We start from the raw sequence: 23177 nt of genomic DNA, 5'->3' as shown, positions 1-23177 counted from the left end.
CGTCTTCGGGCCGGAAGCGCTCTTTCCCTTCGCACCGGAACGCAAATACACGCCGGTCGATGCGCCGAAGGAAAAACTCTTCGCGCTGCGCAATCATCTCGGCTTCAGCCGCAGCGTGATCGTTCAGGCAACCTGCCACGGCAGCGACAACCGGGCTCTTGTCGATGCGCTCACCGCGTCCGAAGGCACCGCCCGCGGTGTCGCCGTCCTCCGCAAGGACATCACCGATGCTGAGCTGCAGGAACTGGACCGGGCCGGCGTCAGGGGTGTGCGGTTCAACTTCGTCAAACGCCTCGTCGATACGACACCGAAGGAGGTGTACCGCGAAATCGCCGAGCGGGTCGTGCGCCTCGGCTGGCACATCGTCGTCTATTTCGAAGCGCAGGATCTTGAGGATCTGACGCCGTTCCTCGTTTCGTTGCCGGGGATCGTCGTCGTCGATCACATGGGACGGCCGGACGTCCCGGCGGGAGCGCAGTCAGCTTCCTTCGCCGCTTTCCGGACGCTGATGGCCGATCACGAGAATATCTGGGTCAAGGTTTCCTGCCCGGAACGCCTTACGGCTGCCGAACCGCCCTATGACGATGTCGTGCCTTTCGCGCGCACGCTGGTCGAAGCGTTCCCGGATCGCGTTCTTTGGGGGACCGACTGGCCCCATCCGAACATGAAGTCCCACATGCCGGATGATGGCGTGCTGGTCGACGTCATCCCGAAAATCGCTCCGACACCGGCGCTGCGGCGAGCCCTTCTGGTGGACAATCCGATGCGGCTCTACTGGCCGGAAGAGATCGGAGGCCGGTCATGAACGGCGACGGAACGAGAAGCACACGTCCGGTCGACTGGGTCATTGCCGTCCTCGCGACGACGATGTGCGTTGCCTGCATCCTGTGGAACATAGAGGCGCCCACCCGCCTGGGCGTTGCGATCCTGACGCAGCAATATATGGCCTTTCAGCTCGGACTGGCCCTGACCATCGCCTATCTGCGCTTCAACGGAAAGGGCGAGGAAACGTCGAAGGTCGGCTGGACCGATATGGCCATTGCGGTCACGGCGTTTCTTGTCCTGATGTATGCCGCGCTCGACTTCAGCTGGCTTTTGAAGGAGCAGTCGTACCGGCCGTGGCAGATCACGGTGATCGGAACAGTTGTGACGATCGCGGTGATGGAAGGCATCCGGCGCAGGGCAGGCTGGATGCTCTTTTCTATCGTCGCGGTGTTCCTGGTGTATGCGCTCTTTGCAGACAAGGTTCCAGGGCGATTGATCGGCAAGGAACTTAGCCCGGTCCGGCTCGTCCAGTATGTCGGCTTCGATCCGAGCGCGGTGTTTTCAATGCCGCTGGCGGTCGGCACGATCATCGTTCTCCTGTTCGTCTTCTTCGGCCGCCTGTTGTTCGCGGCCGGCGGTGGCAGCTTTTTCACCGATCTTGCCATGGCTGCGACCGGAAACACCCGTGGCGGCAGCGCAAAGATATCGGTTGTCGGTTCCGCTCTGTTCGGTTCGATTTCGGGCAGTGCCGTGTCGAACGTGGTCACGACGGGTGTGGTCACCATTCCGCTCATGGAGCGCGGCGGTTATACCAAGAAGGATGCGGGCGCGATTGAAGCCGTCGCCTCGACAGGTGGTCAGCTGACCCCGCCCATCATGGGGGCGGCCGCCTTCCTGATGGCCGAGTTTCTCGACATTTCCTACATGATCGTCGCCGCCGCGGCGCTGCTTCCGGCAATGCTCTACTATCTGGGCGTCTTCGTGCAGGTCGACCTGATCGCCGGCCGCGACCGTATCCAGGCGGCAGATGAGGTGGGCATGACGACCCGGCAGGTGCTGGCGGAAGGATGGCATTTCGGCCTTCCCTTTGCGGTGCTGCTGGGGGCTCTCTTCTGGTGGCGGCTGGATCCTGAAGATTCCGCGCTTCTCGCCTCGATCGCGATCGTACTCGTTGGTTTCCTGCGTGGATATCGCGGCCAGCGCCTGACCCTGAAAACCTTCGGCCGGGTGTTCATCGATACCGGAATTGGCATGGTGGATCTCATCCTGGTCGTTGCCGCCGCCGGCTTCGTCATTGGCATCCTGAACGTGACCGGTTTGGGCTTTGCCCTCACGCTGGTGCTCGTCGACACTGTCGGTTCGAACGTGGTTCTGCTCCTGCTGATTTCTGCCGTGATCTGCGTGATCCTCGGCATGGGCATGCCGACCTCCGGCGTCTATGTGCTGCTTGCTGCCCTCGTCGCACCGTCGCTGGTCGAGGCGGGGATTCAGCCGATCGCGGCGCATCTCTTCATTCTCTATTTCGGCATGATGTCGATGATCACGCCGCCGGTGGCCCTCGCTGCCTTTGCGGCGGCAACGATCACAAAGGCCGATCCGCTCGCAACCGGCCTCGCGGCGATGCGGGTCGGCTGGGCGGCATTCATCCTGCCATTCGTCTTCGTCGCCTCACCGGCGCTACTTCTCGACGGTACCCCGGTGGAAATCGCCCTGACCACTGTGCTGACTGCCGTCGGCATAACGGCAGTGACCGCAGGCATCGTCGGGTTCTGGAGCCGGGATCTCGGCATCGCCATGCGCATTGCCCTGGTTCTGGCCGGACTTCTCGCACTGCCGCTCGGCTTCCTGCCGGCGATGGACGAGGTGCATATCATGGCTGCCATCGCGGCGATCTTGCTGGCAATCGCAATCAAGGTGCAGGTGCGAAAGCCCGTCAGCAACGGGGAAGCATCGTGAACGTCGTGGATTAACCGCGAACCGATCAAAAGGGAGGAATAGAAATGAAGAACCTGACCAAGCGAATGACCGTGAGCCTGTTCTGCCTGCTCGCAGGAGGAGCGGCGGCACATGCGCAGGTGGTGACGATCGCGACGGGCGCTCAAGGCTCGCTCGCATATAACTCGGGTCAAGCCGTGGCAAAGGTAGCCAACGACGTCGGCATAACGGCCCGCACCCAGCCTCTGGTCGGCTATCTGCCCTTGATCAACAACGGCGAGGTGGATTTCGGATTTTCGAACGGCGTGGAAGTGGAATACGCTGCTGCGGGAACAGGGAATTACGACAGGACCCATCCGGAACTGCGGCTCGTCGGGACGATGTTTCCCCTGACCACCGGGCTTATGGCGCCTTGCGATCTCGGCCTGAAGACAATCGCGGATGTGAAGGCGAAAGCTTCCGAGCTGCGCATCGCTTCCGAATATACATCGTCGACCATCATTCCGTTCTACATTGCCGGCGGCCTCGCCAATGGCGGTCTCACCTATGACGACTTCCAGAAGGTGCCGGTCGCCAGCTTCGTTGCCGGCATTGATGCACTCGGCGATGGACTGGTCGATATCGCCCTGGTGAGCCTCAATGCGGGGGCCGGGCAGCAGGCGGCCGTCAAACTCCAGTCGCGCGGCGGCCTGTGCTACATCTCGCAGGATGCTTCGGAAGAGGGCCTTGCGGCCTTCAAGGAATACCTGCCGGCGGGAGAGCTCGTCACGCTGCCGCAAAACGAAAACGTCAATGGCCTGCAGAACTCCGACGCGATCATCATGGACATCCCCTGGATGATGCTGACCAGTTCCGCCGTCGATGAGGAGCTTGTCTACACGATCACCAAGGCGGTCGCCGAGAACAGGGATGCCCTGAAGGCATCGTTCGGCGCCTTCGGCCGGGCAAAAACGGAAAAGATGGCACCGCGCAACGCGGTCGAGTATCACCCTGGTGCAGTCAGATATTACCAGGAAGCCGGCATTCCGCTCGGCCAGTAAACCCTTCGGAAGGCCGCTGAAGCGGCCTTTCTCTCAAACACTTCAGTCCGATCGGGAAACTTGGAAAATGATGACGAAACTTGCCGCGGCCGATGGCCATCAGTTCGAGTGCTGGATTGAACCCGCCGTGGGAAATCGAAGGGGCGGGATTGTCATCTTGCAGGAAATTTTCGGGATTACCGACCAGTTGAAAGGCGTCGCGAGGCGCTATGCGCAACTCGGCTACGAGATTGCCATCCCGGCTCTTTTCGACCGCAAGCAACCCGGCGCCGTGATCCCCTTCGACCAGGCTCTGCGGGGGCGGGACATGATGCTTGCCTCCGATCTTTCCGAGACCATGGCCGACGTCGAGGCGGCCGTTGACCACCTGAAGGCGAACGGTGGCAAAGTCGCGGTGATCGGCTTCTGCTGGGGCGGCGGCCTTGCCATCCGCGCGGCCCAGAAACTGGAGATCGGCGGGGCGGTCGCCTTTTACGGAACCCGACTGCCGCAATATCTCGACAGGCCCTTGAAGGCACCGGTGCTCGGACATTTCGGCACCACGGACGACCACGTTCCGCCGGAGATGCTCGAACAGGCAAAGGCCTATCTGCCGGAACTCGAAGTTCATATGTACGAAGCGGGCCACGCCTTTGCGAACGACGCCCGCCCGGCCTATGTGCCGGAGGCTGCCGATCTCGCCCATGCGCGGACCGAGGCGTTTTTGCAACGGGTGCTTTAGGGTACGGGCAGGCAGGACGAGCGGCCGCGCGTCTTCTGGCAATCCGTTCGCTGCAGTCGTCTATAGAATAATACAAGCGGCATCCCGCCGTCGGCGATCGCGTTCGGGCAAGCGTTGTCCGGGCACCTGATGTTGGGGCAAAACCTGCGTTGATGCCCGGCAATAGCAAAAACTTATATATGTGGGCGGCCATTTGAATTGGCGTGAGCCGGCGCGGCGCGGGAATATCCTCCCAGTCATTAACATGGGAAACTGATATGCCTGCAAACAAGACCGCACTTGTCATCAGCGCTCACGCGGCCGATTTCGTGTGGCGCTGCGGAGGCGCAATCGCGCTTCATGCGGCACTGGGATACGACGTCACGGTCCTTTGCCTGTCCTTCGGCGAGCGGGGCGAAAGCGCCAAGCTCTGGAAACAGGAGGGCATGACGCTTGACCGCGTCAAGGATGCCCGCCGCGCCGAAGCGAACAGGGCCGCCGAAAAGCTCGGCGTCCATGACCTCGTTTGCCTCGATCTCGGCGACTATCCGCTGGAGCTCACGCGTGAAGACAAGAACAGCGTCGTCGAGGTGATCCGCAAGGTGCAGCCGCGCTTCATGCTGAGCCATTCCAAATACGACCCCTACAACACGGATCACATGTACGCGACCCAGGTGGCGCTCGAGTGCCGAATGATCGCGCAGGCCTGGGGCCATAACCCGGGAGAAAAAGTACTCGGCGCCCCGCAGCTTTATCTCTTCGAGCCGCACCAGACAGAGCAGATGTGCTGGAAACCCGACACATTTCTCGACATCACGCCCGTCTGGGACAAGAAGCGTGCGGCCATCGAATGCATGGAAGGCCAGGAGCACCTGTGGGAGTATTACACCCGCGTTGCGATCAATCGCGCCAATCACTTCAAGCGCAATTCCGGTGGCCAGTCCGGTGGACGGGACTGCAAATACGCCGAAGGCTTCGAGTCGATCTTCCCGCGTACCGTCGATGAACTCTGATTTGACCACGGGCTTTGCATGACGGAAGCACGAAGAAATGAGCAAACGGAGAGGCGTCGTGGGGACCTGCGCCACCGCGTGGCCCGTCGCCGATGTTCAAGAACCTGCGACGACGATCGGTGTCGAGACGCCTCGCCGCCTCACGGGCTCGCGACTGCTACCACTATGAGGATTTCGGAGCCGATGGTGCCGATTGTAGCGGTGACGAGAACGGTCACTCCTGGGCCTCCGTCCAGATGGCTAGCTCGTTGCCATTGGGGTCGGCGAAATGGAACCGCCGCCCGCCCGGAAAGGGATAGATTTCGCGCAGAATCTTCCCGCCCGCCTGCCGGACAGCCTCAACCATGGCCGGGAGATCGCGCGCATAAAGCACGACGAGCACGCCGGGCGCGTTGACCGGCGCGCCGGCTTCTCCGTTGAAGCCGCCTTCCACACCGGCGCCGGTGAAGCTCACATAATTCGGCCCCCAGTCCTGGAACTGCCAACCGAAGAGCACTTCATAGAAGCGCTTTGTCGCTTCAGCATCGACAAGGGGGAATTCGATATAGTTGATGGACTTGTCCACGTTGGCCATGGCCTGCTCCTGCGTTGCTTCGAAACTGCATGGCACATCATCTAGTATTTCCATATCTGGAACTACCTGTCTTTAATGATAGGATCATTCCAAATATGGAAAGTTAGATGCCCAGCTATGATGCCATTGCGATCTTCGTTCAGGTCGTCCGTTCCGGCAGCTTCACCGATGCCGCAAAGACGCTTTCGACGCCGCTGTCCACCGTCAGCCGCAAGGTGGCCGAGCTTGAGGCGGCTCTCGAGGTGCAGCTTCTCGACCGCTCGAAGCGCAGAATCAGGTTGACCGAGGCCGGTACGGACTACTTCGAGCTGTGCAAGAAGGGGCTCGATGCACTCGTCCTAGCCAATCGAACGCTGCGTGACCGGCAGACCGACACTGCGGGCACGGTTACCATAACGGTTCCGCCCAACCTTGCCGAAATCCTGTTTCTGGAGCCGATCGAGACGTTCCTGCAGCGCTACGGCCAGGCACGCATTCGCATGTTCGTCTCCGAGCGCATGCTGGATTTCACTGACGATGCCATCGACCTTTCCTTCCGGGTCGTTCGGCCCACCCGGCCCGATCTCGTGATCAGGAAGCTCATCACCCACCGCCACCGTCTCGTTGCAGCACCCGCCTATCTGGCGGTCAATCCGCTCCCGCGGGAACCTCGGGACCTCTCCGGACACCGCCGCCTGGGCTTCGGATTCCAGGAGCGAGGAAGCGTCACGTGGCCGCTATCGAAAAGCGGCTCGTGCCAGGAACTCACCTTTGAGCCCGATCTTGCCCTCAACGACTACGCCGGGCTGAAGGCCGCGGTGCTCCGCGGACTCGGCATCGGCGAGTTGCCGGGCCTTCTGTGCGGGAAGGACATCGATGCCGGTCGCCTCACGGAAGTTCTCCCGCAGTGGCGCTTTCCCGATATCACGGTCTATGCCGTTCACACCGGCAGCCCCGGTCTCTCCAGGCTCGCGCGCCTGTTCCTCGACATCATGGTCGAAAGCCTCAAGGTCGGGAAGGGATAGGGGAGGCAGTTGCGAAGCCGATCGGCTTCGGGGCCTCTCGCCGGATCACATCGCAGAGAGCCCTTCGTTGAGCCCCAAGGGCGAATAAGCGCGCGGGAACCGACTGTTCCCGGTCCAGAAAGTGCCTCACTTTCTCTATCTTGCCGTCCTACCGCAATCCAAACAAATCCAAACTCATCAGAGACTTCGTACAATAATCGCAAAACATATCCGCACTCGGTCAAACTCCGCAAATTTTGTCCGCACCTATCCGCACAAATCGTTACAAGTCTTTGTTTTTTGACAAGTTTTGATAAGTGAAATTCACATTTCGCCAATTTTTCTTGCGAAAACAGAGGTCTAACTCGGAATGTCCAAAAACAGCGCTACATAGTAAAACATAGCAAAACTCGTCCAACACTACTTTCCGCCCGAAAACTCAATGAACCAGGCTTGACGGCGGCGAAAAGGAAATTTTGAGAGCGGGCAGGGCCGGCGAATGGCCCCTGAGCGAGCCTATTGGCTCGAGCACCCTGAAGTAGCCTCTGCGCGCGCCTCGCCCGAGACTGGCGAAAAGACGCCTCCATTGATGCGGTCCAGCGACATTGTGGTAACGGTTCCAAGCGGGCGATCGAATCGCGTCGCGAGGGCACTGCTACTGCCCTTCAAACCTCCATCTCCAGCAACACCGAGGCGAGGCATTTTCCGTGAGCGTCCAGAGCCAGGGAGCGGGTGACGCCGCCGCTCAGAGCGCCTTGGATGACGAAGTTGAGGGCGTGAAGTTGGGGAAGGACATAGCGGGTAACGGAGCTGACGTCGCGATAGCCAAAATGGCTGGCGACGCGGGCCTCCGTGACTTGCTCTTCAATCAAGCGCCAGTCTTCGCGGCGGTAGGCTATCACCGAGATGTTGGAGGTGTCGCCCTTGTCTCCTGTTCGCGCGTGGGCAAGTTCATGCAACTTCATCTCGGGCCTCCGTGATTTCGTGCTCGATTCGAGCGAGATTTCGCGGCACGGTCGTCGAGGCTATGCCGAAAATTTCACGAACAGTCCTGGTGACGCCACCGCCTCCGGCGGGGCCGCAAAGATAGAGGCTTTCGACCTCTTCGGCGACCCGCGCCGCCGTCAAGCGATCAACGCAGCGTGCAGCATAGCGCACTCGGATTTCGGCCGGTTCCGAGCGGCTCGCGACTGCGCCGGGTACGACAGAGTTCAGACCAATCAGGTCTCCGCGATCCTCGGCGATGGTGTCGCGGCAGCCGGCCATCCGCTCGCGCACCAGTTCCAGCGCAAGCTGCCCGCGAGCGACGCAATTCGCACCGCCATAGGAGATCTGGCCTTCGCCAAGCCAACCGTCATGGTATCCGACGGAGACTTTGAAGCTGCCCGAAGCAGGAGTGCCCGAGGCACCCTTTACCGCGACCCGGTCCGGGCCGACCTCATCCAGGGTGACACGCGAAAAGTCGGCGACGACGTCCGGCTGCAGATAGCGGGCCGGATCGTGGATCTCGTAGAGCAATTGCTCCGTGCAGGTGGCGCGGCTGACGAGACCGCCAGTGCCGGGAAGCTTCGTGATGACCGCATTGCCGTCGGGAGAAACTTCTGCAAGTGGGAAGCCGATATTGGCGAGATCGGGCACGAACTTGCAACCGGGGTCGGCGAAATAGCCTCCGGTGACTTGTGCGGTACATTCCAGCAGGTGGCCTACTAACGTACCGCGGCCGAGCCGTTCCCAGTCATCCATTGCCCAACCGAAACTGTGAACCAGCGGCGCCAGGAAGAGAGCGGGGTCTGAAGCTCGGCCGCAGATGACAACATCCGCGCCGGCTTCCAGTGCGGCGACGATGCCCTCGCAGCCGATATAGGCATTGGCCGAGACGAGCCTGTGCCCGAGTTCGGAGGCCGGCCGCCCGGTTTCGACAAGCACGTGGGATCCGATGCGATCAAGCACGTCGTCGCCCGTGACGGCGGCGATCTTCAGCGGCAGGCCGAGTTCCCGCGCGATGCGGCGCACGCATGCAGCAGCGGCCTTGGGATTCTGCAGCTCCCATATTGGTGACGATCCGGGTGCCATTGCGGCTGCAGGCGGGTAGGACCGCGCGCATCCGGCGTTCAAGCAGTGGGTCGAAACCGGCTTCCGGGTCATTGAGCCTGGCCTGCTGGGCAAGAGCGATGGTGCGCTCGGCAAGACACTCGAATACGAGAAAGTCGAGCTCGCCACGTTCTGCGAGATCTGCCGCCGGTTCGATCCGGTCGCCTTGAAATCCGGCTCCGGCGCCTATTCGGACAATACTCATGCCAATGCTTTTCGCTGATGGCGGCCGCAGGCGCGCGCACCGAGGAAGATTGCCAGTGCGACGAACGGCGTGACAGGGTGCGGCCAGATGGCCAGGGCGATTACAAGAAGCAGCAGCGCGATGTCGAGAGGGCGCCTCCCGGTGAGCGGCGCCGCTGCCAACAGGGCGGGCACTGCGAGAACGAGCGCGAAACCCGCCGCAGCAGCTTCGAGAACCGCGAAGAAGCCGCCGCGCATTGTCATGCCCGGGTAGAGCAGTAACAGGAAGGGCACCAGATAGGTCACCGCACCGAGCCGCACGGCTTCGCCGGCAGCCGGTAGCCAGTTGGTGTTGGCTATCCCCGCGCCCACAAAGACGGCGACGCAGACCGGCGGAGTGATGACCGAGATCGTGGCGAAATAGAAGACAAAAAGATGGGCGGCAAGCGGGTCGACGCCGACCGCTGTCATGGCGGGAGCAAGCACTGCCGCCACCAGCACATAGGCGGCGGTGGTCGGCAGGCCCATGCCCATGATCAGGCATACGACGCCTACGATGATCGCGACCAGTACGGTGGAATCGCCCGCCAGCGTCACGATCAGGGAAGAGAGCGTTACGCCGATGCCGGTTAGGTTGATCATCGAGACCAGAACCTGGGCACCGGCGAGCAGCACCCCGATGATGACCATGCCCTTGCCGGCGTCCTCGAGTCCGGCGATCACCCGCTCGGCCATTTCGCGCGGCGAGAGCCGGAAGGACTGGGTCGCAACGAAGGCGATGAGGAGACCGACAATGCCATAGAAGGCCGAAGTGGCAATGGAGCGGCCCAGCCAGATGCCGACACCCAGTCCTGCGAGGGCTGCCAGGATGGGCAGCACGCGCCGGGGCGCGGCGATGCTTCTCCAGTCGGGAAGCTCGTCCTCCGGGACGATCGCAAACCCGCGCCGGAGTGCGACGAAATGCACGGTCACAAAGACGGAGACGTAGAACATGATGGCGGGCAGGATCGCGCCGACGACGATTGTGACGTAGGAGATGCCCAGGATTTCGGCCATGACGAAGGCGGCGGCACCCATGATCGGCGGGGCGATCTGACCGCCGGTTGACGCAACGGCCTCCACTGCGGCGGCAAAGGGTCGGGGATAGCCGAGGCGGATCATCATCGGGATGGTGAAGTTTCCGGTCGTGGCGACGTTCGCCACAGCCGACCCGGAAATCATGCCGAACAAGCCGCTGGCGATGGTGGCGATCTTTGCGGCGCCGCCCGGCTGGCGCCCGCCCAGACGCATGGCGAGGTCCATGAAAGCCTGTCCGCCACCCGTGTGCAGCAGCAATGCGCCGAAGAGAACGAAAGCAGCGATGACGGTTGCGGCGACGCCGGTCAGCATGCCCCAGATACCCAGATCGCCAAGGAAGATGGTTTCGGTAACGAAGGCAGCATCAAAGCCCCTGTGGCCGAGGGGCCCGGGAAGATAGCTGCCCAGGAGCGCGTAACAGAGTCCCAGCACAACGAGGACCGGAAAGATCAGACCGACTGTGCGCCTGCCGAGCTCCAGCACCGACAGAACGAGCCCCAATGTCAAGGCTTTGTCGAGCTTGGTGGCCCAGGGCAGGGAGGTCATGATTTCATCGTAGTTCCATACCACGTAAGCACAGGCCGCCGCCGTTACCGCGCAGAGGGCAAGATCGATGGCGATCCCGAGCGGGCGCCACGGCTTGCCGGCGCCCAACGGGTAGAGCGCGTAGCCAAGGGTGCAGACCAGTGCGAGGAAGACCGCACGTTGGATCAGGCCCTCGAAGGGTCCGGTGGCTGCGGTGTAGAATACGAAGGCCCCGACGAGGATCGCCAGTGCCTTCTGAGTGCGCTCGAGCGTCATGACGGATCAGTTGCCCGGTGTCAGCTTTTCGGGGACTTTGTGGCCGTTCTCTTCGAACCACCGCACGGCCCCGGGATGCAGGGGTATCGTGGCGTAATCCAGCGTCATCTGTGCGAGATCGGCATCCTTCAGGCTTGCCATGGCATTGGCCTGCGCCTTTTCGTCAGCCATGATCGCCGACACGATCTTGTAGGCGGTTTCATCGTCCAGCGATGCCGGGGCCGCAACACCTACACCGAAGCTCCAGGTGGTATAGGCCGGAATGCCTTCCGCCGCGCCCGCGGGGATGTCCACCACCGAGATGTCGGGCATTTCCTTGCGCAACTTGTCGGCCTGCTCCGCGGAGAGCCCGATCACGCCGATATCGACGGAGGTAGCAATGTCCATCGTCGAGCCGTCAAGCTTTTGTCCGGAGCCGGATTTGACATAGCCCGCAACCCGGTTGTCCTTGATCGCGCCGACGATGTCGGTGGTGGAGCCACGCACATAGTCGGCCGCAAGACCCAGCGTGTCGAAAACCGCCTCCGTGGTCGCCTCGGTGCTGGAACCCTTGATCCCCGGGTTGAAACGCACCCCAGCCAGATCCTCCAGCGTTTCAACACCGGCGTCTGCGCGGACGACCACGTTCTGGGGCGCGTTTGTGTAGACCCAGAGCAGTCGCAGATCCTGCGGCTTGCCGTCGAACGCGTTCGTGCCGGACGTTGCGTGCTGTGCCGTATTGGTGGTCACCAGGCCGAGGTCGACCTGCCCACGCGCCATGCGGCGAATATTGTCCATGGTCGCGCCAGTCTCGACGACGGAAGCGTTCAGCCCTTCTGCGTTTTCATTGATAAGCTGGCCGACGGCGACGAAATAGCCGTAGTGGCTGGATGAGGCAGACGTGGAACCGATCAGCAGGTCCTGGTCCTGCGCCAGCGCGGGACCGGTCAGCATCGCGGCACCCAGCAGGGTCATCAGTGCATGTTTCATAATTTTCCTCCCTTGATCTCCCGATCTGGGACCCATCGAAGAGGATGCATGAAGGTATCTGTTGCGAAAAGTGAAGTTAACTGCACAATTAGTGCATGAATCGCAACATTGTGGATCTATCGGATTATCAGGCTGTGCTCGCCCTGGCGCGGGCTGGGTCATTTCGCGTGGCGTCGGATGCACTCGGGCTGTCCCCCTCAGCGATGTCGCGGCAAATCGCGGCGCTGGAAGAGCGCCTCGGAGCAAGGCTGTTCGACCGGGACACGCGCAACGTGAAACCCACCGACTCCGGAAAGGCGCTTGCCCGTGTTGCCGAACGCGTGCTCAATACCGCGCAGGACGGGATGGCGGAATTCGATGCGCACCTGTCCGCCCGCAATGGACACCTGACGATAGCCGGGCTGCCTTCAGTGACGGCGGGGCTGCTTCCGGGCCTCTTGAAGAGCTTCACGACCCGCTATCCGGATATCGACCTTCAGATCATGGACACGCTGTCGGGCAACGTGCTGGAAGCAGTGGAGTCGGGAACAGCGGACATTGGCTTCACCGCAGGCACGGTCTCGGCGCGCAGCCGCCTGTCGTTTCAGGCCCTCCTGGACGATGCCTTCGTTGCCATCGGCGCACCTGACGGGCCGCTGGCTGAGGAACGGCCATTCAAATGGGCCGAGGTTGCAGAAATGCCGTTCATCGCGATGGCAAAGGGAACCAGCGTGCGGGAGTTGCTGGACGGGGCCTGCATGCGCATTGGCATTCAGCTCAACCCACGATTTGACGTATCGCATCTTGCGACGGCCGGAGCGCTTGTCGCGGAAGGCCTGGGAGTGACGGCACTGCCAAGTCTGACCCTGCCTGTGCTGCGGACGGAGTCGCTGATCCTCCGCGAAATAGAAGATTTCGGCGTGCGTCGCAGGATTGGGCTTGTCAGGCGCTCCGGGCACTCGCTCTCACCCTCTGCGGAAGCATTTCTGGCACATGTGAGGGAACATAAACTCCAGAAGAGCCAGTGGCGAACAATCGCGTAGCGTGCGTTCCAGTCCCTTGGGTACACCAAGATCGAGAACATCACGGGAATTCGAATATGGGACCCCATTTTTACACCTGAGACAATTCATGCACACGGCCTGGTTCTTCTGCATGCAGCCGGTGTAAGGACCGGCCACATTCTAAAAAGTCACAATGGCCTTGATCAAAGCTTCCCGGTCTTTTGCCAGGTCGTTGATCCTGGACTGAAGATCTTCGAAACGAACGGTCAGCGTGCACAGCGCATCCGTGTCGATCCGGCTCGCACGAATTGCCGACATGACGGCTTCAAAATCTTCTCCTGTTGCGTTCCGGCTGCCGATAATCTGGGTCTCGCGCTTGTGGAACTCCGGGTCGCTGAAGCAGATGGTCTCTTTCACCACACTCACAAGCACGTACCGGCTGCCGTGCGCGAGCAAGGAAAATCCTGCCTCGATGGCTTGGGCATTGCCGGTTGCGTCGAAAATCACGTCGAAGCCATCCTGCAGCGGAGCGGACAGAATGTCGTTTCCGACAAGATGGGTATCCTTGAAGCCAAATTTTTCCGTGGCCTGGTTCAGCCGCGTCCGGCTCACATCCAGAAGATGGACCTCGGCTCCCGAAAGCCGGGCGAAGAGGGCGGTTCCTATGCCAATGGGTCCTGCCCCGGTGACCAGGACCCTGTCTTCGCCAGAGAGCGCCGCCCGGCGCACGGCATGTGCACCGATTGCCAGGAACTCCACCATAGCCGCCTGAAGGTCCGTAAGACCGGTTGCCGGATAAAGATTCTCTTGCGGAACGGCGATACGGGCACACAGTCCCCCATCCCGATGAACGCCAAGCACCTCGATATTGCTGCAGCAGTTCGGCTTGCCCCGCCTGCAGGCCCGGCAGGCGTTGCAGGACAGGTACGGATTGACCACCACCAGCTGACCTTGGGACCAGGTCCCGGTGGTTTCCGCCACCCTGCCGCTCAACTCATGACCGATGACACGCGGATAGTTCAGAAACGGATGTTTGCCTTCCAGGATATGATAGTCGGTGCCGCAAATACCGACGGCTTTGATATCCACGAGTGCCCAGCCGTCCGGCGCGCTTTCCGGCATGTCCCGCGTTTCAATCCTGAACACGCCCGGTTCAACAACGGTGCCGCATTCCATCGAACGTGCCGCCGCAGGGTACTTGGTCTTTTCGATGTTCATTGAACGGCTTTCCGGCTCCTCGGAACCCAGTCCTGGGGCAGTTCACCCTTGATGATAAGGCTCAGGATATCGTCCGTGGTCACGTCTTCAATCCGGTGCGAACCGACTTCCCGGCCCTTGTTCATGACGATGACGCGGTCGCACAGTTCGAACACGTCATGCATGTCGTGGCTGACCAGAAGGATACCAATACCCTCGTCGCGCAATTGCCTGATCAGGGATCCGACCATGGCCGTTTCCGAAGGGCCGAGAGCGGCGGTCGGCTCGTCCATGATCAGGATCTTGACGTCAAAATAGATCGCTCTGGCGATGGCAATAACCTGGCGTTGGCCACCTGACAGGCTGGACACCGGATCGTTCAGGTTCTTGAAATTCGGATTAAGTCTTTTCAGAACGCGGACGGCCTCGGCCATCATCCTGGTATCGTCCAGATTGCCGAACCTTGTCTTCAGTTCCCGGCCGAGAAACAGGTTGGCGGGAGCGTTCAAGTGATCGGCGAGGGCGAGGGTCTGGTATATGGTTTCAATACCCAGATCGCGCGCATCGTGAGGCGAATGAAATTCGGCGATTTCACCGTTCACCCTGATCGTCCCCTCGTTGGGTATCATCGCGCCGGACAGGATCCGCATCAGACACGACTTGCCCGCTCCATTGTGGCCGAGAACGCCCACGACTTCACCCGGATAGAGTTCAAGGGAGACGCCGTTCACGGCCCTGATGCCGCCAAAGTGCTTTTCGATTGCGTCCATCTGCACCAGTGGTGCCACGAACTGAACATCTGGTTTCATGTTCCCTATCCAAATCGGCAGTAGAAAAGACCGGAAGCCATGCGGGCCTGGCTTCCGGTTGCATTTGTTGCGTTAGTAAAGGACGTTTTGAACACTCGGATGATCGATGGTGTCCTTGGTGGCGAGCACGACGCCGGTATCGATGAAGTTCGGCACCGTTTCGCCGTTCAACAGCTTCAGAATTGTCTGGACACCGATTTCCCCCATCTGGAACGACCCCTGAACCGCCGTTGCCGCCAGAGTGCCGTCACGGACGAAATCCTGAAGGTCGGTGTTGCCGTCAAAGCCGATCGCCGTAACCTTGCCGGCCTTTCCGGACTGGACCAGGGCACGGCCCATGCCGATAGCCGTCGGCTCATTCGCTCCGAATATTCCGACAAGGTCCGGGTTCGCGGCCAGGACGTCGGTGGTCTGGTTCAGGGCGGTGGCCATCTGGGACTGGGAGTAATAGGGACCGACAATCTCGATTTTCGACTTGTCCTGGATCCGCGTCACGAAGCAGCCGACACGGCCGACCTCGGAGCCGACACCGGCAACATAGGACATCACCGCGACCTTGCCTTCGGTACCGACTTCGGAAATCATCTTGTCGGCCACAAGCTGACCGGCCGCGCAGTTATCCGTCGACAGGAATGCCTGGTAATACTCCTTGCCGCCGTCGGCCAGACCGGAGTCGATGATGACGACGGGAATTTCGGATTCGTATGCTTTCTTGACCGCCGGGATCAGCGCTTCCGGATCGGAGGGCGCCAGTACGATTCCCGATACACCGCGGTTGATCGCGTTTTCTACAAGGCTGACCTGATCCGCAATGGCCGATTCCGATGCCGGTCCGTTGAACGTCATCGTATGGTCCTGCTGACCTTCGATCGCCGCGCTGGCTCCCTTGTTCACGTTCTGCCAGAAGTTGGAATTCGTCGTCTTGACGATAACCGCGATTTCCCCGGCCTGCGCTGCCGCCGCGGACAGCGCGAGCGCACTTGCCATCATTGCTGTCGTGAAAAGCTTCTTCATTTCATTCTCCTCCGTCTGAAGTTGCTCAGGTAAACGACCGGCATCTTCAGCGCCGGTTTCTGATCTGATCGACATAGACCGCCAGGATGACGACAACGCCGATCACGATTTGCTGGATGAATGCGGAGACGCCGGCCATGTTGAGGCCGTTCCGGAGAACGCCGATGATGGCCGCACCGATCATCGTTCCGGAAATATTGCCGACACCTCCCATCAGCGAAGCTCCGCCGATCACGGCAGCCGCAATCGCGTCGAGTTCGTACATCACGCCTTCGTTGGGTTGAACGGTCACCAGCCGGGACATCAGGACGTTGCCTGCAAGCCCGGCCAGTGCGCCCGACAGGGCGTAAGCGAATATTTTGGTGCGATCGACAAGCACGCCGGAGAGGCGGGCGGCTTCCTCGTTGGATCCGGTGGCGTAGATATGCCGACCGATCTGACGCCGCCTCAGAAGGTAGGCGGCCGCAATCGCCACCACCGCGAGCAGAATGACCGGATAGGGAATCCCCGGAAAGACGACTTTCGGGAAGATGCCGCCGGTTTTCTCGACGATGCGGAACAGGGAGCCATTGCCCAACACTCCGAAACTCTCGCCCAGCCTCGATATCGGGGCTGCACCGGTCAGCTGCAGGGCAACGCCGCGCGCGATCAGCATCATGCCGAGCGTTGCCACAAACGGCGTGATCCTCATCTTGGTGATGACAAAGCCGTTGATGAACCCGCAGGCCGCTCCGGCCATGACGCCGATTGCCATCGCCGGAGCCACGGGAATGCCTGCCTTGACGCTCAATCCGGTGATGGTTCCCGACAGCGCCAGGACAGACCCGACGCTGAGGTCGATGCCGCCGGTGATGATGACCAGCGTCATTCCGATGCCGAGCAAGCCGATCACGGACGTCTGCAGCAGCACGGTCAGCCCGTTGTTGATCGAAAAGAACGCCGCGTTGCCGAAGGAGAACGCGAAGATCAGCAACGCAAGCGTCAAGAGTGCCGAAAGCTTGTGGAAAGAACCGGCAGAAAGTTTGAAGGTCCAGGAAGCTGGCACCGCCCCACGATCAAGATCCGCCATTCATCCTCCCGGTTTGATTTAGAGTTTAATTATTAAAAACAATATGGGTGGAGACGACGCGCGCCGTCAACAGTTTTTTATTAATTAATACAAACCAGGAGAATTGTTCGGCGTTTTGGATATGATAGGCTACGGCCATGGCAAGAACGGACGAACGATTCAGAAGCGCGTACAACATGTTGCTGGACTTCTGCAGCAACATGGATATTGGCGATCAGTTGCCCGCCGAGACAGTGTTGGCGGACAGGATGGACGTCAGCAGAACGATCGTGCGCAGTGCTCTTCAGAAGCTGGACAGCGACCATCTCATTCAGTGGGAAGGCCGGAACAAGACGCTGATCCGCAAGCCTGAGCCCGTGCACCGTCTGGTACCTGCCGAAAGTTCACTGACCCCGGAGGAACTGGAACACAGGTTCTTCGAATGGATCCTGCGCTTCGACGTGCCGGCCGGCACATCGCTCAACGTTGCGCAGCTGTCCCGCCAATTTGGCGTTCCGGTTCACAATCTTCAGGAGTTTCTGGCCGGACTAAGCCGCCTGGGCCTCGTGGAGCGGCGCCCCCGAGGCGGCTGGTCGCTCCTGGGGTTCACCTCGGAATTTGCGGTTGAACTGTCCGAGTTTCGAATGGTCCTCGAGCTGAATGCGGTCAGACAGTTGCTGAACCTGCCTCCCGAACATGAAATCTGGAAAAAACTCAAGGCGTTGAAACGCGAACACGAGGATCTGAAATCTGTCCTTGAAGAGCGGTATCACGACTTTTCGTTACTGGATGAAAAATTTCATTCAGCGATCAACAGTGTCGTCAGGAACCGGTTTGTGCTTGAGGCGCAGAAGCTCATCAGGTTGATCTTCAACTACCATTACATGTGGGACAAACGCGACGAACTGGAACGCAATGCCGCCGCGATCGACGAGCATCTGGAATGGATCGACGCAATGCTGGAGAGAGACAGTGCAAGGTCGGAAGCAGCCGCGCTCAAGCATCTCAGGCGATCGAAGGAAACGCTCCTGCAATCGCTGCGCGTTCACAAGTTTGCCTGACCACTCGGCGGCAGAAAGAACCGCCAAGAGGGGTGCGGGGGCAGCGGTGCATCCGGTCAGCGCGACACCTTCTGGCGGCCATAGAGCAACAGCATGGCGATGATAACGGCCCCGAAAACCACTTGCCGGAACGTATCGGCCGGCAATTCAAGGCCAAGTCCGGCGAAGTAGCGCTGAGGCTGGACGACGGAAAGCATCGACTGGAGGATGGTGATCAGGATTACGCCGGCCACCGTGCCGATATACTTGCCTCGACCGCCGAGCACGTTGGTGCCACCGAGAATGACGGCGGCAATGGTGGGCAGAAGATAAGGGTCGCCCATGGCCTGATAGGAGCGGTTTGCCCAGCCGGCCAGCAGAACCCCCGTGGCGGCGGCGCAGGCGCCGGAGATCATGAAGCCGATCAGGACCACCTTGCGGGTATCGACACCGCTCAGGAACACCGCGCGTTCCTGGTTGCCGATCGCATAGATCTGCCGGCCCAATGTCGTGCGATTGAGCATGAACATGGTCACGGCTCCAAGGACGATCCAGATCAGCAGTGGGTTGGGAATGCCGGGTACCAGATGGCCGACGGCGAGTTCCCGCATGAAAGGGGTCGCCCTGTCCTGAGGCGCGAACCCTCCGGTATGATAGACCATGAGGCCTTGCGCGACGGCGTTCATGCCAAGGGTGAAGATCATTGCGGGTGCCCGCAAATAGGCGACCCCCAGACCGTTGACGAAGCCGATCGTTACCCCGCACAGGATGCCGAACGGTACGGCAAGGACCACGCCGAACTCGGGACCGAGTATGCCGGTCGCGCCCGTCGCCATCATCCCGCCGGCGCCAATGGTCCAGGGAATGGACAGATCGATATGGCCGAGCAGGATGACCAGCATCACGCCCGTGGCGACGACACCCAGGAAGGCTGCCGTGTGAAGCTGCTGGATCAGGTATTGCGGCGAAAGGAATGCCGGCTCGGCCAGGGCTCCGATCAGAAGCAGCACGACTATGCAGGCAAAGGCGATCAATGTTGCCTGGTCGAACTGCCTGAACAGCGTGTTCAATTTCAACGCACTCATTGCCGCCGCCCTATCGATAGAGGTCCAGTTTGTTCTTGATCCGCAGCACGCGCAGGGATCCGGCGCAGACCGCGACCAGAAGTACAAGGCCAACGAACAGCGGCTGAAGAACCGGATTGATGTCGAAAACGATGAGCAGGTCCCCGACGGTCCGCATCACGAAAGCGCCGAAGATCGAACCGACGGCGCTGCCCACGCCGCCGAACAGCGATGTACCCCCGATCACCACCGCACCGATGGAATTGAGCGTATAGTCGTTGGCGATCGACATCTTGGCCGCGCCGGAATAGGTGACGGCGGTCAACAGCAGTCCGCCGATCGACGCCAGAAGACCGGACAAGGCGAAGGCGAGGACCTTCGCCCGTGCGATCGGCACGCCGGACATGTAGGCGGCCTGTTCGGCCGAACCGATGGCAAAAGCCGCCCGGCCCAGCACGGAGCGCCGGTAAGGTATCCAGATGAGAAGCACGACCAGCAACAGGAGGACCGCCGAGTGCGGCACCGCGTAGGTGGACCGGGTCATGAAATCGGCAAGCTCGAAATTCACTGATCCGCCCGGCTGCGGACGCAGCGCCAGGGCAATGCCGAAATAGACGGCGCCCATCGCCAGCGTGACGATCAGCGGCTGCAGGCGGCCGTAGACGATGATGATGCCGTTGGTCGCGCCGCACAAAGTCCCCACGAGCAGGACCGTCACGACGCCGACCGCGGTGGACAGGGGATCGCCTACCACGATGGACGAGGCCAGGCAGTTGGACAGCACGAAGATAGCACCGACCGACAGATCGAGCCCGCCGGTCAGGACCGGCAGCGTCTGCGCCATCGCGACAAGCGCGAGCAAGGCGCCCTTGTTGGACGCCGTATTGATGACATTCGACGTCAGGCCCACCGGCTGCTTCCAGCCATAAACCGCGAACATCGCCGCAAAGATGGCAACTGCGATCAGGACGCCGCGCTGCGCCGCCGAAAGACGCAGTTGCAACATGGGGCGCCGCCCGGGAGCCGTTCCGGCGGCTTCGACGGGGGCGCTCATAATGCCGCCTCCGTCGCCGGAGCGGTCCTTGGCACCTCATCGGCCGGAACCGGCAGATTCAGAGCCGCGGAAACGAGATTGGTTTCGTTGAGCTGATCGCCCTCCAGCGTACGCACTACAGCTCCTCCATACATCACCAGAACCCGATCGCAACAGCCGATCAGTTCGTCATAGTCCGTTGAATAGAAAAGGATCGCCGCGCCCTCGCTGGCCAGCTTCTGCAGAAGCTGGTAGATCTCCTGCTTCGTGCCGACATCGATGCCGCGCGTCGGATCATTCAAGAGAATGATGCGCGGCTTGGTCATCAGCCACTTGCCGATGACGATCTTTTGCTGATTGCCGCCGGAAAGGGACCCGACCGGGCCGTCGATGCCATCCGACTTAATCTTGAGAAGGTCGACCATCTTGTCGATCGCTCTCTTTTCGGCGGCGAGATCGACCACACCGAAACGGCTGACCTGCTCGACGGCGGCGAAGGACAAGTTCTCCCGCACGGTCATCGGTAGCATGAGCCCTTCATTCTTGCGGTCCTCCGGTATCAGCGCCATGCCGACTTCGTCGGATTTCGCACGCTTTGGGCTCGACAACCTGACAGGACTGCCGCCGACTTCGACCTTGCCGGATGTCCCGATCAGGGTGCCGAACAGGCCGAGCAGCAACTGGCGCTGGCCCTGTCCGTCCAGTCCGCCAAGGCCGACGATCTCGCCGGGGCGGATATCGAGATCGATACCGTTCAACTGGTTTTGCCAGGAAAAGTCGCGAACCTTGAGAACGGAAGCAAGCTCGGGCTTTTTTCGGTTTTGGGCGGAAACACGCTTTTGTATTCGCGTCCAATCATCATCTCGACGATGGCGTTGTCGGACTTGGTGCCGGCCCTGAAGGTCTCGACCTTGCGGCCGTTGCGAAACACCGTACACATGTCGGCGAGTTCGGCGATCTCGTGCATCCGGTGCGAAATGTAGATGATGGCAAGGCCGTCTTCGCGCAGTTTGTGCAGCAGTGTAAACACCTTCTCGACATCCGCCGCGGTCAGTGCCGAGGTGGCTTCATCGAGAATGAGTAACTTGGGATTCCGGGCCAGGGCCTTGGCGATCTCAACAATCTGCCGGCGTGACAATGGCAGTTCGCGCACGGTGGCCGAAGGATGGATGCCATCACCGCCGACGCGGGCGAGAAGCTCTTCGGCCAGCCGCCGTTGCGCCCTGTAATTTATCAGCCCGAAAGGTCCCGGCGGGCTGCCGATCCCGATGTTATCGGCCACCGACAGGTCGGGCAGCAGCGAGAGTTCCTGAAAGATACAGGCGATGCCAGCGTTGTTTGCCTCGGTAGGATTTGCAAATTCGATGGGCGTGCCGTCGAGCGAGATCGTACCCGTATCGGGCTGCACCACTCCGGACAATACCTTGATCAAAGTCGACTTGCCCGCCCCATTCTCCCCAAGCAGGGCATGGATCGTGCCCCGGTTCGCATCGAAATCCGCGTTCTCGAGCGCACGGACACCGCCGTAATGCTTGGTGATGCCCGACATGCGCAGCAGCGGTGCAGCAATGGAATCCACCATCTCAGACCTTCCGTGAAGGGGGCGCCGCCGGCAAGACGGCCTCCGGCAACGCCCGCTCTGCGTCAGATGTCAGTTGTTTTCCCCGGTCTGACCGGCGATTTCTTCGGCGGTAAAGCCGATATTGCAGGCGTCGAAGTTGTTGCCTGCGAAAAAACTGCCTGGCAGTTCCGGGAAGACGTCAACACCTTCCTCAAAGGGTGCATAGGAGATTGAGGTCGGTAGCGCGATGCTTTGCGGAATAAGCTCGCCCTTGAGCGCCGCGATGGCAGTCTTGATGGTGACCGAGGATTGCGCCGGACCGGTGCCGCCCGACTGGCAAGTCAGACCCTTTTCGTTGCAAAGCTGGCGGAACGCGTTCTCGGTTTCTCCGGATATCGGCGCGGTGAATTTGCCCGCGTCGAGCATGGCCGTTGCCGCTCCCTGGGACCCGCCCTGCACGTAGATGCCGTCAAAGACGCCGCCGGCCGCGATGGCGTCGGCGGTGACCTTCTGCGCATCGCCCGGAGCCCAGTTGCCGACGACGTCGGTCACCTCGACGGTCCGGCCGGACGCCTTGATAGCTTCATGGAAGCCTTCATTGCGTGCAATGTCGACCGGTTGGCCGGCAGGTCCGCGCACGTGCAGGAACTTCGCCGGATCGGCATCTGTCTTGGAAAGCAGGAATTCACCGGCGGCCCGTCCCAACCCCTTCTGGTCGACATTGATTGCAATCTGATTGGGATCGTCGATCACGTTGTCGAAGGACAGCACTACGACGTTGGCGTCATTGGCTTTACGAACCACCGAGCCGAACGCGGCAGTGTTGTTTGCGTTGATGATGATGGCGTCGAAGCCCTGGTCGATGAAGTTGTTGGCCGCCGCGATCTGTGCCGCGATATCCTCCCCGACCGAGACCACCTTGAACTCCGCAAGGTCGGCAGCAACATTTGGCTGCTCCGCATAGGCCTTGGCGACCGCAATCATCTGGACGCGCCAGTCATTGGCGATGAAGCCGTTGACGAACGCGATCTTGTACGGACCTTCGCGGGCCGGCCACTGAAAATAGTCTGCTTCCTCGGAAACAGGCGCGAAGCATGCCGGGTCCGCCCCGGGGCCGGAACCTACATTCGGTCCGGCATTGGCAAACTGCGCCGAAAGTGCGAGCACGGCGACCGCCGTGGCGGATTTCAATAGTGCTTTCATGTTCTTCCTCCCTCGTCAGCGCCAATTTGCGAATGTTTTTACGGGGCTGGCGCAACCACCCTCACGCCTCAGCGAGAGCGTACACGGGCTGTCT

At 60.8% G+C, this 23177-nt stretch carries 19 protein-coding genes and 2 pseudogenes; 8 read left to right on the top strand and 13 right to left on the bottom strand.

Going from position 1 to position 23177, the window contains the following annotated elements:
* The 5 genes from ON753_RS02375 to ON753_RS02355 all read left to right on the top strand — a co-directional run.
* A partial coding sequence (locus tag ON753_RS02375) for an amidohydrolase family protein (RefSeq protein ID WP_265960936.1) occupies window positions 1-805 on the top strand: 805 nt, incomplete at its 5' end.
* A complete protein-coding gene (locus ON753_RS02370) occupies window positions 802-2721 on the top strand; it encodes a TRAP transporter permease (RefSeq protein WP_265960935.1) in 1920 nt (639 codons plus the stop codon). The genes ON753_RS02375 and ON753_RS02370, both read left to right, overlap by 4 nt.
* 44 nt (window positions 2722-2765) lie before the next feature.
* Window positions 2766-3740: a TAXI family TRAP transporter solute-binding subunit gene (locus tag ON753_RS02365; RefSeq protein ID WP_264417483.1), complete on the top strand. Its 975-nt coding sequence runs from the start codon at window positions 2766-2768 to the stop codon at window positions 3738-3740.
* 67 nt (window positions 3741-3807) lie between these two features.
* Entirely contained in the window at window positions 3808-4461 is a 654-nt protein-coding gene (locus ON753_RS02360; RefSeq protein ID WP_265960934.1) for a dienelactone hydrolase family protein, read from the top strand.
* Between the two features lie 257 nt (window positions 4462-4718).
* The gene (locus ON753_RS02355) at window positions 4719-5453 is read left to right on the top strand and encodes a PIG-L deacetylase family protein (protein ID WP_265960933.1); all 735 of its coding nucleotides are present in this window, start codon (window positions 4719-4721) and stop codon (window positions 5451-5453) included.
* Between the two features lie 214 nt (window positions 5454-5667).
* Here ON753_RS02355 and ON753_RS02350 read toward each other — a convergent pair whose 3' ends face one another.
* Window positions 5668-6027: a VOC family protein gene (locus ON753_RS02350; RefSeq protein ID WP_264417481.1), complete on the bottom strand. Its 360-nt coding sequence runs from the start codon at window positions 6025-6027 to the stop codon at window positions 5668-5670.
* Between the two features lie 107 nt (window positions 6028-6134).
* On the opposite strand from ON753_RS02350, the gene ON753_RS02345 reads away from it, so the two are divergent.
* Window positions 6135-7031, top strand: a complete 897-nt coding sequence (locus ON753_RS02345) for a LysR family transcriptional regulator (RefSeq protein ID WP_265960932.1) — start codon at window positions 6135-6137, stop codon at window positions 7029-7031.
* Between the two features lie 644 nt (window positions 7032-7675).
* Here ON753_RS02345 and ON753_RS02340 read toward each other — a convergent pair.
* The 4 genes and pseudogenes from ON753_RS02340 to ON753_RS02325 all read right to left on the bottom strand — a co-directional run bounded on the left by ON753_RS02340 (window position 7676) and on the right by ON753_RS02325 (window position 12131).
* Entirely contained in the window at window positions 7676-7975 is a 300-nt protein-coding gene (locus ON753_RS02340) for an AtuA-related protein (RefSeq protein ID WP_264417478.1), read from the bottom strand.
* A pseudogene (locus ON753_RS02335) lies at window positions 7962-9306 on the bottom strand (acyclic terpene utilization AtuA family protein). Before ON753_RS02335 ends, ON753_RS02340 begins: the two are co-directional and overlap by 14 nt.
* A complete protein-coding gene (locus ON753_RS02330; RefSeq protein WP_265960931.1) occupies window positions 9303-11162 on the bottom strand; it encodes a TRAP transporter permease in 1860 nt (619 codons plus the stop codon). The pseudogene ON753_RS02335 and the gene ON753_RS02330 overlap by 4 nt, the downstream one beginning before the upstream one ends.
* A 6-nt stretch (window positions 11163-11168) precedes the next feature.
* Window positions 11169-12131: a TAXI family TRAP transporter solute-binding subunit gene (locus ON753_RS02325; RefSeq protein ID WP_264417475.1), complete on the bottom strand. Its 963-nt coding sequence runs from the start codon at window positions 12129-12131 to the stop codon at window positions 11169-11171.
* A gap of 95 nt (window positions 12132-12226) precedes the next feature.
* Between ON753_RS02325 and ON753_RS02320 the strand changes: the two genes are divergently transcribed.
* Complete coding sequence (locus tag ON753_RS02320) at window positions 12227-13153, top strand: LysR family transcriptional regulator (protein WP_264417474.1); 927 nt, start codon at window positions 12227-12229, stop codon at window positions 13151-13153.
* Between the two features lie 141 nt (window positions 13154-13294).
* Here the strand turns inward: ON753_RS02320 and ON753_RS02315 are convergent, their stop codons facing one another.
* The 4 genes from ON753_RS02315 to ON753_RS02300 all read right to left on the bottom strand — a co-directional run bounded on the left by ON753_RS02315 (window position 13295) and on the right by ON753_RS02300 (window position 17203).
* Complete coding sequence (locus ON753_RS02315) at window positions 13295-14290, bottom strand: zinc-binding alcohol dehydrogenase family protein (protein ID WP_377047331.1); 996 nt, start codon at window positions 14288-14290, stop codon at window positions 13295-13297.
* A gap of 38 nt (window positions 14291-14328) precedes the next feature.
* Window positions 14329-15120 (bottom strand): ATP-binding cassette domain-containing protein, encoded by a 792-nt coding sequence (locus ON753_RS02310; protein ID WP_265960930.1) that lies wholly within the window; start codon window positions 15118-15120, stop codon window positions 14329-14331.
* A 72-nt stretch (window positions 15121-15192) separates the two neighbouring features.
* A complete protein-coding gene (locus ON753_RS02305; RefSeq protein ID WP_265960929.1) occupies window positions 15193-16134 on the bottom strand; it encodes an ABC transporter substrate-binding protein in 942 nt (313 codons plus the stop codon).
* Between the two features lie 46 nt (window positions 16135-16180).
* The gene (locus ON753_RS02300; protein ID WP_265960928.1) at window positions 16181-17203 is read right to left on the bottom strand and encodes an ABC transporter permease; all 1023 of its coding nucleotides are present in this window, start codon (window positions 17201-17203) and stop codon (window positions 16181-16183) included.
* A 137-nt stretch (window positions 17204-17340) separates the two neighbouring features.
* Between ON753_RS02300 and ON753_RS02295 the strand changes: the two genes are divergently transcribed.
* Complete coding sequence (locus tag ON753_RS02295) at window positions 17341-18243, top strand: GntR family transcriptional regulator (RefSeq protein ID WP_264417467.1); 903 nt, start codon at window positions 17341-17343, stop codon at window positions 18241-18243.
* Between the two features lie 56 nt (window positions 18244-18299).
* On the opposite strand, the gene ON753_RS02290 is transcribed toward ON753_RS02295, so the two are convergent.
* The 4 genes and pseudogenes from ON753_RS02290 to ON753_RS02270 all read right to left on the bottom strand — a co-directional run bounded on the left by ON753_RS02290 (window position 18300) and on the right by ON753_RS02270 (window position 23083).
* Window positions 18300-19307, bottom strand: coding sequence for an ABC transporter permease (locus ON753_RS02290; protein ID WP_264417466.1), 1008 nt, complete (start codon window positions 19305-19307; stop codon window positions 18300-18302).
* Window positions 19308-19317: 10 nt separating this feature from the next.
* Entirely contained in the window at window positions 19318-20292 is a 975-nt protein-coding gene (locus tag ON753_RS02285) for an ABC transporter permease (protein WP_265960953.1), read from the bottom strand.
* Between the two features lie 44 nt (window positions 20293-20336).
* Window positions 20337-21901, bottom strand: a pseudogene (locus ON753_RS26655) (sugar ABC transporter ATP-binding protein).
* 69 nt (window positions 21902-21970) lie between these two features.
* The gene (locus ON753_RS02270; protein ID WP_265960925.1) at window positions 21971-23083 is read right to left on the bottom strand and encodes a substrate-binding domain-containing protein; all 1113 of its coding nucleotides are present in this window, start codon (window positions 23081-23083) and stop codon (window positions 21971-21973) included.
* Between the last annotated feature and the right edge of the window lie 94 nt (window positions 23084-23177).

Source organism: Roseibium salinum, assembly GCF_026240905.1.
Lineage (GTDB): Bacteria > Pseudomonadota > Alphaproteobacteria > Rhizobiales > Stappiaceae > Roseibium > Roseibium salinum.
The sequence above is the reverse complement of the archived record's forward strand: the minus strand, read 5'-3'. Positions and strand labels throughout refer to the sequence as shown.

Coding starts and splice junctions, on each gene's coding strand:
- ON753_RS02345 (WP_265960932.1), top strand. CDS start 6,135: ATGCCCAGCTATGATGCCATTGCGATCTTCGTTCAGGTCGTCCGTTCC.
- ON753_RS02305 (WP_265960929.1), bottom strand. CDS start 16,134: ATGAAGAAGCTTTTCACGACAGCAATGATGGCAAGTGCGCTCGCGCTG.
- ON753_RS02360 (WP_265960934.1), top strand. CDS start 3,808: ATGATGACGAAACTTGCCGCGGCCGATGGCCATCAGTTCGAGTGCTGG.
- ON753_RS02290 (WP_264417466.1), bottom strand. CDS start 19,307: ATGAGTGCGTTGAAATTGAACACGCTGTTCAGGCAGTTCGACCAGGCA.
- ON753_RS02365 (WP_264417483.1), top strand. CDS start 2,766: ATGAAGAACCTGACCAAGCGAATGACCGTGAGCCTGTTCTGCCTGCTC.
- ON753_RS02320 (WP_264417474.1), top strand. CDS start 12,227: ATGAATCGCAACATTGTGGATCTATCGGATTATCAGGCTGTGCTCGCC.
- ON753_RS02370 (WP_265960935.1), top strand. CDS start 802: ATGAACGGCGACGGAACGAGAAGCACACGTCCGGTCGACTGGGTCATT.
- ON753_RS02300 (WP_265960928.1), bottom strand. CDS start 17,203: ATGGCGGATCTTGATCGTGGGGCGGTGCCAGCTTCCTGGACCTTCAAA.
- ON753_RS02325 (WP_264417475.1), bottom strand. CDS start 12,131: ATGAAACATGCACTGATGACCCTGCTGGGTGCCGCGATGCTGACCGGT.
- ON753_RS02350 (WP_264417481.1), bottom strand. CDS start 6,027: ATGGCCAACGTGGACAAGTCCATCAACTATATCGAATTCCCCCTTGTC.
- ON753_RS02315 (WP_377047331.1), bottom strand. CDS start 14,290: ATGGAATGCGGCACCGTTGTTGAACCGGGCGTGTTCAGGATTGAAACG.
- ON753_RS02355 (WP_265960933.1), top strand. CDS start 4,719: ATGCCTGCAAACAAGACCGCACTTGTCATCAGCGCTCACGCGGCCGAT.
- ON753_RS02295 (WP_264417467.1), top strand. CDS start 17,341: ATGGCAAGAACGGACGAACGATTCAGAAGCGCGTACAACATGTTGCTG.
- ON753_RS02340 (WP_264417478.1), bottom strand. CDS start 7,975: ATGAAGTTGCATGAACTTGCCCACGCGCGAACAGGAGACAAGGGCGAC.
- ON753_RS02270 (WP_265960925.1), bottom strand. CDS start 23,083: ATGAAAGCACTATTGAAATCCGCCACGGCGGTCGCCGTGCTCGCACTT.
- ON753_RS02310 (WP_265960930.1), bottom strand. CDS start 15,120: ATGAAACCAGATGTTCAGTTCGTGGCACCACTGGTGCAGATGGACGCA.
- ON753_RS02285 (WP_265960953.1), bottom strand. CDS start 20,292: ATGTTGCAACTGCGTCTTTCGGCGGCGCAGCGCGGCGTCCTGATCGCA.
- ON753_RS02330 (WP_265960931.1), bottom strand. CDS start 11,162: ATGACGCTCGAGCGCACTCAGAAGGCACTGGCGATCCTCGTCGGGGCC.